The organism is Mycolicibacterium sichuanense (assembly GCF_033741125.1).
Classification (GTDB): domain Bacteria; phylum Actinomycetota; class Actinomycetes; order Mycobacteriales; family Mycobacteriaceae; genus Mycobacterium.
Window position 1 is genome coordinate 145988 of sequence record NZ_JAWQPU010000005.1, and the last position, 13018, is coordinate 159005.

General features: G+C 66.8%; 12 protein-coding genes. 4 read left to right on the forward strand and 8 right to left on the reverse strand.

Annotated features, from left to right (window positions below; all coding sequences use genetic code 11):
- Positions 1–63 precede the first annotated feature (63 nt).
- The gene (locus tag SBI80_RS16625; protein ID WP_318975910.1) at positions 64–1095 is read right to left on the reverse strand and encodes a ketopantoate reductase family protein; all 1032 of its coding nucleotides are present in this window, start codon (positions 1093–1095) and stop codon (positions 64–66) included.
- Positions 1096–1124: 29 nt separating this feature from the next.
- Positions 1125–1421 (reverse strand): Dabb family protein, encoded by a 297-nt coding sequence (locus SBI80_RS16630; protein ID WP_318975911.1) that lies wholly within the window; start codon positions 1419–1421, stop codon positions 1125–1127.
- Positions 1422–1639: 218 nt separating this feature from the next.
- On the opposite strand from SBI80_RS16630, the gene SBI80_RS16635 reads away from it, so the two are divergent.
- Positions 1640–2722 (forward strand): ketopantoate reductase family protein, encoded by a 1083-nt coding sequence (locus tag SBI80_RS16635; RefSeq protein WP_318975912.1) that lies wholly within the window; start codon positions 1640–1642, stop codon positions 2720–2722.
- A gap of 65 nt (positions 2723–2787) precedes the next feature.
- On the opposite strand, the gene SBI80_RS16640 is transcribed toward SBI80_RS16635, so the two are convergent.
- Both SBI80_RS16640 and SBI80_RS16645 read right to left on the reverse strand, forming a co-directional pair.
- On the reverse strand, positions 2788–4062 hold the full coding sequence (locus SBI80_RS16640) for a dihydrolipoamide acetyltransferase family protein (protein WP_318975913.1): 1275 nt from the start codon (positions 4060–4062) through the stop codon (positions 2788–2790).
- A gap of 17 nt (positions 4063–4079) precedes the next feature.
- Complete coding sequence (locus SBI80_RS16645) at positions 4080–6296, reverse strand: alpha-ketoacid dehydrogenase subunit alpha/beta (RefSeq protein ID WP_318975914.1); 2217 nt, start codon at positions 6294–6296, stop codon at positions 4080–4082.
- A 155-nt stretch (positions 6297–6451) separates the two neighbouring features.
- Between SBI80_RS16645 and SBI80_RS16650 the strand changes: the two genes are divergently transcribed.
- The gene (locus tag SBI80_RS16650) at positions 6452–6976 is read left to right on the forward strand and encodes a VOC family protein (RefSeq protein WP_318975915.1); all 525 of its coding nucleotides are present in this window, start codon (positions 6452–6454) and stop codon (positions 6974–6976) included.
- Positions 6949–7626 (forward strand): GntR family transcriptional regulator, encoded by a 678-nt coding sequence (locus tag SBI80_RS16655; protein WP_318975916.1) that lies wholly within the window; start codon positions 6949–6951, stop codon positions 7624–7626. The genes SBI80_RS16650 and SBI80_RS16655 overlap by 28 nt, the downstream gene beginning before the upstream one ends.
- Before the next feature lie 31 nt (positions 7627–7657).
- Here the strand turns inward: SBI80_RS16655 and SBI80_RS16660 are convergent, their stop codons facing one another.
- A complete protein-coding gene (locus tag SBI80_RS16660) occupies positions 7658–8311 on the reverse strand; it encodes a helix-turn-helix domain-containing protein (RefSeq protein ID WP_318975917.1) in 654 nt (217 codons plus the stop codon).
- Between the two features lie 222 nt (positions 8312–8533).
- On the opposite strand from SBI80_RS16660, the gene SBI80_RS16665 reads away from it, so the two are divergent.
- Complete coding sequence (locus tag SBI80_RS16665) at positions 8534–9610, forward strand: SDR family oxidoreductase (protein WP_318975918.1); 1077 nt, start codon at positions 8534–8536, stop codon at positions 9608–9610.
- Here SBI80_RS16665 and SBI80_RS16670 read toward each other — a convergent pair.
- The 3 genes from SBI80_RS16670 to SBI80_RS16680 are packed head-to-tail and all read right to left on the reverse strand — an operon-like array spanning position 9600 to position 13017.
- On the reverse strand, positions 9600–10580 hold the full coding sequence (locus SBI80_RS16670; protein ID WP_318975919.1) for a zinc-dependent alcohol dehydrogenase: 981 nt from the start codon (positions 10578–10580) through the stop codon (positions 9600–9602). The two genes, SBI80_RS16665 and SBI80_RS16670, sit on opposite strands and share 11 nt — an antisense overlap.
- Complete coding sequence (locus SBI80_RS16675; RefSeq protein WP_318975920.1) at positions 10577–11629, reverse strand: zinc-dependent alcohol dehydrogenase; 1053 nt, start codon at positions 11627–11629, stop codon at positions 10577–10579. The genes SBI80_RS16670 and SBI80_RS16675 overlap by 4 nt, the downstream gene beginning before the upstream one ends.
- Positions 11629–13017, reverse strand: coding sequence for a M24 family metallopeptidase (locus SBI80_RS16680; protein WP_318975921.1), 1389 nt, complete (start codon positions 13015–13017; stop codon positions 11629–11631). Before SBI80_RS16680 ends, SBI80_RS16675 begins: the two co-directional genes overlap by 1 nt.
- Position 13018 lies beyond the last annotated feature (1 nt).

Genomic DNA, 13018 nt, shown 5'->3' on the forward strand with positions numbered 1-13018 from the left:
CGCGACACAACGACCGCCGCCGCGAGGATGGCGGGCGCGGCGCGCCCCTGGCCGATGTCGCGCCTAGACCGAATCGGGAAGGGCGGCACGCAACACCGACACGTGGTCGGTGGAGCGCTTGATCTCGCCCCGTTCGATGCGATGGGCGATCTCTACGACGGCCTGGTTGACCGGCGCCTGCCTGCCGGCCCTGGCCAGCTCTTCGACGACCCGACCGTTGATCTGGTCGACTTCGCTGCGGCGGGACTTGATCCAGTCCTGGAGCACGGTCGATAGCGTGTGCGACAGGACGTACTTCTCGAGGAGTACGTCCATCAGGGTGTCGACGAAGGCGTGCGGATTGGAGGGATCGACGGTGGTCAGGCCGAAGATGGGTACCACCGATCGGCCTGCGGCCACCGCAGCGTCGACCGCTTCATAGCCGGCCTGGAGCATCACCTCCTTCATCCCTGGGTGCTGTCCGGCCTCGACGATGGAGAGGTCGAGGATGGCCGACGGAACGAGTTCGGCGGCGTTGATGACCAGCTTCATCCACTTCGCCGATCGGATGTCGCTCACGACGTCGACGGATCCCGAGTGACGCAGCAGCGTCGCCACCTCCTCCTCGCGGCCGACGGTGGCCGGCCCGAGGCTGCCGACGGCGAACCAGCTGCGCGACCTCGGGGAGTGACGGTCGACCACGCCCGGTTCGAACATCGTCGACGAGATCTCGATGACGGCGCCCAAGGTGCGCTCTGCTCCCAGAACGTCGGTCATATCATCGACCGACATGCCGTTCTGCACTCCGACGGCGATGCCGTCGTCGGCGAGATGGGGCTTGATCAGTTCACACGCCCATCGCGTGTCGTAGGCCTTGACCAGCAGCAATACGACGTCGAACGTGCGACGCAGTGTCGCCACCTCGCAGAAGTGCAGCACCGGCACCGTGGCCGATACCTGTTCTTCGGGGGTCTCGACGCGGATCCCGTGCTCGCGAATGGCCTCGACGTGGGCGGGCCACTGCTCGATGAAGGTGACGTCGTGACCGGCCTCCGCCAGGTCGGCACCGATGGCCGCTCCGTTTGCGCCCGTACCGACGATCGCGATGGATGGCATGTCCCCTCCTCGTGTCTCTGCCCGGTGGGTCAGTACTCGTAGTCGACGATGGCTCGCCGAGCCACGAACTCGCCCGCGATCTTCGCGGCCTTCTGATGCTCGGGATGGGCCTGATATGCCTCGAGATCGGCGTTCGACCGATGCTCCGACACGAGGACCACGTCCCAGTGACCGTCGACGGTCCCCAGGTCCGGCCGCACGGTGATGGACTCGACCTCGTCGAGCGTCGCCAGCGCCTCGAGGGCCTCCTGCATCCGACCGATGTGCGCTACTCGCGTCTCGTCGTCGGGCGTGTCGAGTTCGAAGGCCACGATGTGTCTGATCACGGAAGACTCCTCGAACGTCTCGGCACGGGTGTGCAACGGAGATTAACACCAAACTCGAGTCGGTCCTAGAGGTTTGGTGCGGTCGACTTCGATCTCTGAACGGTGCGGCGAATGCGACTGACGACTGTGATTGTCTCGCAATGACATTGATCAACCCATGAGAGGAGGCGCTCGCGGTTTCGCCGACGACGGCATGTACATCGCCGTTGATTTGTAGCATGCTGCTAAACACGGTCGAGGAATTGAGGTGGGCCATGGGCATCGAGGAGCTCAACGTCGCGGTGGTGGGGACGGGCGCCAACGGCGCCTCGCTCGGCGCCGACATGATCCGCAGTGGGCTATCGGTCACATTCGTCGAACAGTGGCCTGCCCACGTCGAGGCGATGCGCGAGCATGGTCTGACCGTCAACTTTCCGGACGGCACGGTCGAGAACACGGCGGTGCAGGCCTACCACCTCTGCCAGGTCGCGGAGCTGCGGCGACCGTTCGACATCGTGTTCACCAGCGTGAAGACCTATGACACCCGCTGGGCAGTCGAGCTGATCAAGCCGCTGCTCCACGACCAATCCGTCGTCGTCGGTCTCCAGAACGGCATGACGATCGACGACGTCGCCGACATCGTCGGGCCCGAACGCACGGTCGGCGCCGTATTGGGCATAGCGGCCAACATGTTCGAGCCCGGAGTCGTCAACCGGCAGGTGTCGCGTGCGGATACCTGGACCACCGTCGGTACGTACGCCGGTGCCCCGACGCCGCAATTGGAGAACGTCCGCGCCGTGCTGTCCACCGCCGCGGTGACCGAGACGTCGCACGACATCCGGGCGTCGAAGTGGATGAAGCTCTTGGCCAACATTCCCGAGATGCTCCCCTCGGCCATCCTCGGCGTGCCCCTTCTCACCGCGGTCCACGTGCCCGGCGTGCGGGAGACGATGGACGAGGCGTCTCGCGAGGCGTACGCACTGGCCCGAGAACTCGGCATCGCGATGGTGCCGATATTCGGCATGACCGCCAACGACGTGCCCGACTCCGATCAGTACGCGCTGGACCTGCTCGATGCCGTCCTGAAGTCGTACTCGCTGGAGGACACTCGCGTTGCGGTGCTGCAGGATTGGGACAAGGGTCGCCATGCCGAACTCGATGCCTACAACGGCTACATCGTCGAGACTCGTCGCAAGCTCGGGGGCAGCGCGCCGGTGAACGAGGCAATCCTTCAGATTGCCAACAGGATCGAATCAGGAGACCTGAAGCCAAGTTTGGACAACGCGGACCTCTTGATCGCCGCCCGCGGGCTCGCCTGCTGACCGGGCGACGGGTGCCGCCCGGCCCCGTGGAGCGGTGCCCGCACGGCCCGGGAGCCTGGGGTCCCCTAGATCAGGATCGCGAGGGGATCCTCTATCCGTCTGACGAACGCCGACATCCACTGGGCAGCCACTGCGCCGTCGATCACCCTGTGGTCGGCCGACAGCGTGACCGTCATGACGGTGGCGGTGGCCAGTTCGCCGCCCACGACGACGGGACGAGGCGCAGCGCTACCCACGGCGAGGATGCCGGACTGCGGCGGGTTGAGAATCGCCGCGAACTCGCTCACGCCGTACATCCCAAGGTTGGACACCGAGAAGCTGCCGCCTTCGAGCTCCGCCTGCTTGAGCCGACCCTCGCGGGCCCGCCGTGCCAGATCGGCGACGGTGGTCGCCACGACGGACAACGACATCCCGTCGACGTCCCGCAACACCGGGGTGAGAAGACCTCCGTCGACCGCCACGGCTACAGCCACGTCCACCTTCTCGAAGCGTCGTAGCGACGTCTCGTTCCAGATCGAGTTGGCCTCCGGCACCTCGACCAGAGCTCCGGCGACTGCCTTCAGCACGAAGTCGTTGAGCGAAATCTTCACCGCTGCAACCTCGTTCACCGAGCGACGCAGATCCATCAGCGCGTCCACCCGACACTCCGCCTTGACGTAGAAGTGCGGCACGGTGATCTTGCTCTCGGTCAAACGCCGGGCGATCGCCTTGCGCATGCCGGTGAGTGGCTCGTCGGTGAAGCCGTCGGGCGTGGTAGCCGGTGCCGAAGCAGGCGTCGGCTTCGGGGATTCCGCGACCGGTGTGCCGGCCACCGGCTCCGCGGCGGCCAACCGCTCGAGGTCGCGGCGCACGATGCGTCCGCCGGGACCGGTCCCCGTCACCGTGGTGAGGTCGATGTCCTTCTCGCCTGCCAGTCTTCGCACCAGGGGTGTGGCGAACAGGCGTTTGCCAGTGGTGCCGGACGAGCCGGCGGGCGTCGTCTCGCGCTCGGGTTCGGCGGTCTGCTGGTTGGCAGCCGCGCGCACGGGTGCGGATTCACGCTGCGAGGCGGCCTCCAGCACCGGGGCTCCCGAGTCGGGGTCGGCCGGCGGTTCGGTATCGAGGTCTGCGTCGCTCTCTCCGGGAGCCAGCACGATCGCGATGGCCTCGCCGACGGTGATGGTGGCGCCCGGTTCGGCGATCAACCGGGCCAGCACGCCGGCGACTTCGGCCGCCAGTTCCACCACCGCCTTCTCGGTCTCGACCTCAGCCAGCGGGTCGCCGACTGCGACCTGCTGCCCCTCGGTGACGAGCCACGACTGGATCACGGCCTCGGTGGCGTTGGCAAGCACCTCAGGCATCCGTACCACAGTGGGCATCAGCGGTTACTTTCCGTCGTTTGGCTCGTCACGGGTTGTCCCATGCCGACTCTGATCTTCTCCAGGGCTGCGACGACTTCCTCGGTGCCCGCAATCGCGGCCCGTTCCAACACCTTCGAGATGCTCGGCGAGGCCTCCCCACCGGACACCCGCTCGACGGGTTGGTCCAACCAGTCGAACAATCGTCGCTGAATCTCGTCGGCCAACCACCCTCCGTAAGAACTCCCCCGCGCCCCCTGCTCGACGATCAGCACGGCATTGGTCTTCTTCACGCTGGCAGTGATCGTGTCCCAATCGATGGACGCGCGGTCGAGCCAGCGCAAGTCGATGAGTTCGGCATCGATTCCAGTCTGCTCGATGGCCTCAGCGCACCGGGCGACCATCGATAGATAGCTGATCACCGTCACCTCGGTGCCCTGTCTGCGAACTGCCGCGCGACCGGGAGGGATGACGTAGTCCAGGTCTCCCTCGGGCACCTCGTCGGCCTTGGCGTAGAGGTCGATGTGTTCGATCACCAGCACCGGATCCTGCAGCGCCAGTGCGGCATTCATCAGACCGACGTAATCTGCGGCGGTCGACGGCGCCACGATCCGCCATCCGGGGCTGATGGAGAACACGCCCGCCGGGTCCATCAGGTGCTGGGAACCGTAGCCCGACCCCATCGCGACCTTGGTCCGCAGCACGAACGGCACCGGGTTCTCGCCGCCGAACATGTGGCGTGCCTTGCCGATCTGGTTGAACACCTGATCGGCGGCGACCCACATGAAGTCGGGGTACATGAACTCGACCACGGGCCGAAACCGTCCGTCGAGCGCCAATCCGCCCCCGACGCCGGTGAAGGCGTTCTCACTGATCGGGGTTCCGATCACCCGGTCGTCGCCGTACTTGGCAAGCCCCTTGGTGGCGCCGTTGGTGCCGCCACCGAGTCGGTGCACGTCCTCGCCGAACACCACGATGCGGTCGTCGGTCGCCATCCGGCGATCCATCACGCCGGCGACCGCGTCGACGAACTTCGTCTTGCGCCAGGGGCCGTCGTAGTCGAGGGGATCCATTGCGGCCAGCTCGTCGAGCTCGCTCGCATCGCCGCGGACACCCACGTTGACGAACCCGGGGTCGGGCCACAGCTCCTCGCGGATGCGACGCTTGCCGTCCCTGTCGGGATCGCGTTCGGTGAGCTGGGCCGCTACGGCGGTCATGGCTTCCTGGGCCTGGGACCGTACTGCGGCGACGCCCGCCTCGTCGACGAGGCCGAGCGCGATCATCTCTCGCGCCACCCGCTCCAGCGGATCACGCTGCTTCCACTCGGCTTCCTCCTGCTTCTGGCGGTAGCCGAAGGCGCTTCCCGGGTACGGGCCGTTCTGGTGGAAGTACCGGTACACCTCGGCTTCGACGACGGCAGGCCCCTCCCCACTGCGCATCCGTTCGGCGGCCTGCTGCGTCGCGAGATGTACGGCAAGCGGGTCCATTCCGTCGACGCGCCAGCCGGGGATGCCAAAGCCCTGGCCACGGACCGAAAGCCGGGTGTCTGCGGTGATCTCTTCGACGTGGGTCGACACCGCATAGAGGTTGTTCTCGATGAAGAAGCAGAACGGCAGCTTCCACACCGCGGCGAGGTTCATCGTCTCGAGTACCGAGCCGATCTGACTGGATCCATCACCGAAGTAGCTGATGGTGAGATCGGTTGTGCCGCTGTGCTTCTGCGCCCAAGCATTGCCCGCGCCCATCGGCACGCCACCACCGACGATGGCATTCGTGCCAAGCGCGCCCGCCTCGAACCACTGCAGGTGCATCGAGCCACCGCGGCCCTTGCAGTACCCCTCCTTGAGTCCCAGGATCTCGGCGAGCGTGCGTTGCAACACCCGCTGGATCTTCGGGGTCACCACGGCGGCCGGATCGAGAGCGCCCCCGCTGACGTGCGTGAGCGCCTTGGCGAGGAACTGGTGGTGGCCGCGGTGCGAACCGTTGACCGCGTCGGTGGACCGCAGCCCGACGATGGATCCCACCGCGCCGCCCTCCTGACCGATGCTGGAGTGCGCGGGCCCGTGCACGAGGCCCTCGCCCGCGAGTTCGAGCACCGTCTCCTCGAAGGCGCGAATGAGGTGGAGCTCGACGAGCATCGTCGCGAGAAGAGCTGGGTCGGCAGCCTTCCAGTCGTCCTCCGTGGTCGTCAGCTCGACCCACGAAGCATGTGTCTCAAGGCTGCGTTCGAGTGGCATGAACCCTCATCTCGGTTGGCGGCAGCGCTCGACCAAAGTGAGCGCGACCACATCAACCTAACCTTATTGGATCCAATTTGGCTAGAGTCGGTGCGCAAACGGGATCAAAGCGCCTATTCTGTTCCGTATTGGATCCATTGAGCTGAGGAGTGACGATGCCCGTGCCTGGCCTGGTCGGCACCGACCACATTGGATTCACCGTGCCGAACCTCGAGGAGGCCCACGACTTCTTCGTTCGGATCCTTGGTTGTACGCACGTCTACTCGCTGGGGCCGTTCGAGCACGACGACGACTGGATGCGCGAGCACCTCGACGTGCACCCACGCACGGTGATGCGGCAACTGCGGTTCTACCGTTGCGGCACGGGGGCCAACTTCGAGGTGTTCCAGTACGAACCGGCCGACGGGCAGGCCCCCATCCCGCGCAATAGCGACCTCGGCGGGCATCATCTCGCGTTCTACGTCCACGACCTGGACGACGCCGTGAAGTACCTTCGCGCCGAGGGGATTCGCGTCCTTGGCGATCCGACCCCGAGTCGCAACGCCAGCGAGGGACAGCGGTGGGTGTACTTTCTGAGCCCATGGGGGATGCAGTTCGAGCTGGTGAGCTTTCCGAACGGCAAGGCCTACGAACAGGACGCCGAGGTGCTGCTGTGGAACCCGAATCAGCCGGCGGAGTAGGCCGCGTCCGCGACGGAATCACCGGCGCCCGTGTCGCCGACGAACTGCGTTCGGCCATTTTGCACGGCGAGCATCCGCCGGGGACGCGATTGCGCCAGGAGGAACTCGCCGCGCAGTTCGGTGCCAGCCGGGTGCCCGTGCGCGAGGCGCTGCGAATTCTGCAGTCGGAGGGCCTGATCACGACAGTGGCCAACACGGGCGCGTGGATCGCCCGCCTGAGCCTCGACGAATGCATCGAGCTGTACCAGGTTCGCGAGCGGATCGAACCACTGTTGCTGCGGTACAGCATGCCCGCGTTGCGTGACGACCAGATCGCCCGCCTGGTCGAGCTGGTCGACGAGATGGCGCGCGCCCGCGACGTCGAAGAGTTCTTGGAGCTCGACCGCGAATTCCACCTCGGCAGCTACGCCGGCGCGGACACCACCTTTCTCGGTCCGACGGTCCTGCGGTTGTGGAACACCACCCAGCACTACCGGCGCGCCTTCACCCGGCTCCTCGACCTCGACGGCAACCGCATCCTGCATGACGAGCACCACATGCTGGTGACGGCGATCCGAGAGCAGGACAGCGAGGAGGCTGAGCGGGTTCTGGTGGGCCACATCCGTCGCACCCGACTCCAATTGGCGCGTCATCCAGAGGTGTTCGCGTGATTCGTCCGATACGCCGATCGCGTCGGCGGCCCTAGTGAGCGCGACCGTGCACGAACCAGACACCCTCGAACTGCTCCGGTCCGGGGTTGCGCAGCACATGGGGGATGCTGGAGTCGAAGCCCAGCGACTCGCCTTGGCGCAACAGGAAGACCTCGTCGCCCACGGTGATCTCGACCTCCCCGGCCAGCACGAAGCCGTACTCATAACCGTCGTGGACCGACAAGTGGTCACCGTCGCTCGACGTGGCGCCCGGCGCGTACGTGATCTTCATGAAGTTGACGCCATGTTCCGGGGTCGCCGCAAGCCGCTCCCACATCACGCCCTCGGCCATCGCCAGGGAGGGTCGGTGCGAGGGGTGAACGACGGACACCCGGTTCGCGTATTCGGTCGGCCGCCATGCGTGGACCGGGTCCACTCGCCGGCCGGAGCCGTTGGCTCCGTTGGACGTCCCGCGACTGGGCGCGGCAGCGACCGGGGCCGTGAGTGATTCGTCTTCGAACAACTCGTCGATGGAGACGTTGAGGAGCTGTGAGAAGGCGTACAGCGTCGCAACCGAGGGCTGGGACTTGCCGTTCTCGATCTGCGAGACGAGCGACGGGGACACATCGGCCTGCCGGGCGAGCTCGCGAAGCGAGACGCCGGCCTGCAACCTGATGGCCTTGAGTCGCCGACCCAGTTGATCCATCGTGTCCCTGCCGTTCAGTGAGCTCCTAGTGGCGTTCCGGCCGGTGTCGGCGCGCCTGAGGAGACATTAGCAGCACTGTACGCCGTGCGCCCCGGACAACGGATTGACGTGGCTGACAGGCAGCTTGGGGTTCTGTCGTGGGGACTTCTCGTCCGACAGTCGTTCATCTAGACTGAACACTGCCGTTACGTCGGCACCTTGCCCCATGATGGAGGAAATCTCGTGACCGTTGAGTCGAACCAAGGCCGCGCCCTGGTGGTGGGCGTGACCGGAATCGTCGGGCAGGCCGTAGCGCGCAACCTACTCGCCGACAGATGGCAAACGTTCGGCCTGTCGCGCAGCGGTTCCGCCATCGACGGCGTCACCCCCGTACAAGCCGACCTCGGCGATCCGGACGGGCTCTTACGTGCGCTCGACGGGGTGAACCCCGAACTCGTGGCGATCACCGCGTGGACCCGCAAGGACACCGAGGCCGAGAACATCGCCGTCAACGGCGGGGCGGTGCGCAATCTGCTGGCTGCGCTCGAACCGTCGAAGTCGACGCGGCACGTCGCGCTGATGACCGGCCTCAAGCACTATCTCGGCCCGTTCGAGGCCTACGCCACCGGGGAGATGCCGGACACCCCGTTTCACGAGGAGGAGCCCCGGCTCGACGCGCCCAACTTCTACTACGCCCAGGAGGACGAGCTCTTCAGCTCCGCGCAGCGCAACGGGTTCACCTGGAGCGTGCACCGGGCGCACACCGTGTTCGGCTATGCCACCGGCAATGCGATGAACATGGTCGCGACGCTGTGCGCCTACGCCGCCATCTGCCGGAAACGTGGTCTGCCGTTCGTGTTTCCCGGTTCGGAGACCCAGTGGAACGGCGTCACCGACGTGACCGACGCCGAGCTGCTGGCCGAGCAGATCCTATGGGCGGCAAGCCATGACGCGGGTCATGACCAGGCTTTCAACATCGCCAACGGCGACGCGTTCCGCTGGCGGTGGCTGTGGCCGCAGGTGGCCGAGCACTTCGGGCTCGAGTGGGAGGGCTTCTCCGGCGAACCACGCACCCTGGAGAAGGCGATGGTGGGCATGGAAGGAACGTGGCGCGAGATCGCCGACGAGCACGGCCTGGTGGAGTCGCACCTGTCCCGGGTGGCCTCCTGGTGGCACACCGACGGGGACCTCGGCCGTAACATCGAGGTCCTCACCGACATGAACAAGAGCCGCAAGGCGGGTTTCACGGGCACCCGCGACACCAGGGACAGCTTCTTCGACTACGCCGAGCGTTATCGCGCCGCGCGCGTCACGCCGTGAGCTGAGCGCTCAGTTCGATGTGAGCCTTGATCGTCGACTCGGGGTGTTGGGCCGCCTCGAGCGCCGCCACGGCGTCGTCGATGCCGAACCGCTGCGTGACGATTCCCGTGAGGTCGATACCGCTGTTGGCCAGGAAGCGCAGCGTCTCGGGCCAAACCCCGGGTGACCCAATGGAACCCGTGATGCGCAGTTCCTTCGACTGGATCAGGCCCAGCTTCGCGGGCGCCTCCCTTCCGACGTCGATCCCGATGTAGGCGACGCGTCCGCGGAAGGTCACCAGTTCCAGTGCGCGCGCCATCACCTCGGGCCTGCCGCTGGCCTCCACCACCAGGTCGGCTCCACCCCGACCGGTGATAGTGGCCAGCAGGTCCTCGACGTCGTCGGGGGCCACCGCGTGATGCGCGCCAAGGGCCTTCGCCGAGGATCGTCGGTCCTCTGAGGGCTCGGCCACGACGACCACCGCGCCCATCGCCACCGCGGCCGCCACCACGGCCAATCCCACCGGACCCGCCCCGAGGACGACGACGGTGTCACTGGCGTCGACGCCACCGGCCCGCACCAGCGCGTAGTACGCCACGCTGAACGGCTCGACGAGGGCCCCCATCGTGTGGGACAACCCGTCGGGAAGGCGGTGCAGCCACTCGGGACGGGCGACGAAGAACTCCGCCGCCGCACCGCTGATCGAGAAGCCGAAGTGGTCCTCGCCGATCACGCACTCCCCCACCACCCGATCACCGGGAGTCAAGCCGGTGACGTCGTCGCCCACCGCGACGACCTCGCCCGACCACTCGTGGCCTGGAATCAATGGATAGGCGAACGGGATGATGTAGCGGCCCTCCAGCAGTTCGATGTCGGAGTGGCAGACCCCCACCGAGCGGGCGGCCACCAGCACCTCGTCGGCCGCGATCTGCGGAACGCTCAGCTCCGCGACGGCGGCTACTCCCCGCTCTCGATACTGCAGTGCCTTCACCGGTCCTCCTTCGTCGCGACGGCCCGCGGGTCGAAGAGCACCTTGCCCTCCAACCTTCCCGTGGCCAGTAATTCAAGCTGCTCGGGCAGATCTTCGAGCGGATGCACCGACTCCAAGACCTCGCCGGCGAGATCGGTCGCCGAAAGGATCTCCAGCGCCGCGCCGAGATCCTCGCCGCACACGTGCGCCAGCGTGGTGACGATGGAGATCTCCCGCATCACCAGCGTGTGCACGTCCACCTCCTGCTGCCGCGACGGCAGGCCGACCTGAAGGATGGTTCCCCCGGTACGCACCATGGAGATCGCGTTGTTCAATTGTCCTGGCGCACCGCTTGCTTCGATGACCACCTCGACCCCGCGCAGTTGCGACGCCGCGTCCGTCCCCGCCGCGACCGTCCGCGCCGCACCGAGGCGCTCGGCCCGCTTCAGCCGCGTCCCTGCGAAGTCGACGACGGTGACGTCGACGTCGGCGAGGGACGTCAGTCCCGCCAATACGAACGACCCGATCGCGCCGGCGCCGATCAGGACCACGCGGTCCCCATCGACCGCTCCCGCGCGCCTGGCCGCGTGCAGGCCGACCGCCATTGGCTGTGCGAGTCCTGCACTGTCGAGCGACATCTCGGCGGGCACCCGGGTCAGCACCCGTTCGGGAACCGACACGTACTCGGCCATGCCGCCGCCCGTGTTGAGCCCCAGCGTGTAGTAGACGTCGCACAGGTTGGTACGACCCTCCCGACACCGGCCGCACTCACCGCACGACACGCCCGCACCGGACGCGACGACGTCGCCGCGGGCGAAGTGACCGCCGTCGGCCGCCTCGACCACCTCACCGACGAACTCGTGCCCGAGCACCATCGGCCCGCTGTGCGCGGTGACCGGGTGAACGCGGTTGACGGGGAACGTCTTCGGGCCGCTGGACCATTCGGTGGCGTCGGTGCCACAGACCCCGCTGCGAAGTACGCGCAGGATCGCCTCACCGGGTCGGCGGACGGGCTCGGGTACGTCCTCGACGCGGACGTCATGCGCGCCGTGATAGACAGAGGCGCGCATCAGCCCTCCTCGCCGCGTCCCGCGGTGGTGTTGAGGTGCGACTGCGAATTGCGCACCACCGGCAGTAGGCCGCCTACCGCGTAATACCGCTGCCCGGTGACCAGCAGTTCCTCGGCGGGGAACTTGGTGACCACCTCGCAACCCGTCGCCGTCACCACGACCTCCTCCTCGATGCGCGCGGCACCGATGCCATCGGCCGACGGCCAGTAGGTTTCCAGTGCGAAGAACATGCCCTCGACGAGCACCTCGGGATGGTCCAGGGACACCAGCCGCGAGAAGATCGGCTTCTCCCAGATCGACAGCCCGACACCGTGGCCGTACTGCAGGGCGAAGGCCGCTTCCTCGTCGGGGAAGCCGAATTCCTGGGCCGTGGGCCACACCGACACGATGTCGGCAGTCGTCGCCCCGGGACGCACCAACGCGATGGCGCGATCCATGTACTCCCGCGCCCTGACGTAGGCATCGTGTTGCGCGCTGCTGGCCGAGCCGACGGCGAAGGTCCGGTAGTAACACGTCCGATACCCGTTGTAGCTGTGCAGGATGTCGAAGAACGCGGGGTCGCCCGGCCGGATGATCCGATCGGAGTAGACGTGTGGGTGTGGCGAGCAGCGCTCGCCCGAGATGGCGTTGACGCCCTCCACGTACTCCGATCCGAGGTCGTAGAGAGTCTTCGCGACCAGGCCCACCGTCTCGTTCTCCCTGACCCCGGGCCGCAGGAACTCGTACAGCTTGTCGTAGGCCGAGTCGACCATCGAGGCGGCCTGCGTCAGCAGGGAGATCTCGTCGGGCGTCTTGATCGCGCGGGCCGCCAGGAAGACCTGCTGGCCGTCGACGACGTCGACGCCGGCCGCTTGCAGCGCGAACAGGATGGGCAGTTCGATGACGTCGACGCCGAGCGGTTCGTCGATCAACTCGAAGCGCTCCAGTTCGCGCTTGATCTTGCGGGCCACCTCGTCGGCGATCCCGGCGTCCGGGTTGAACGCCCCGCGCAGGGTCGAGATGCCAGCGCGCGCACCGGATTCGATGCGGGGCCGGACCGCACCGTGATGTGGTGCGTGGGGGTCGGCGTCCATCTCGGCGGTCGTCGTGGAGAGCCACGGGTTGTACAGCTGGTGGTGCCGCGCCGCGGAACCGAAGTCCCACACGATCGGATCGGAATTGCGGGTCAGCAGCGCGAACCGGATCATCTTGTCCATCGCCCACGTACCGATGTGCGTGGCGGACATGTATCGGATGTTGGAGAAGTCGAAGGCGAGCACCGCGCCCAGATCGGACTTCTCGAGTTCGACCTTGAGCCTCCCGAGGCGCTCCTCGCGCAAGCGGTCGAAGTCGATGCGACTCTCCCAGTCGACCGCATTGGTGCCGAATGTTGCCGTGCCAGTGTCCATG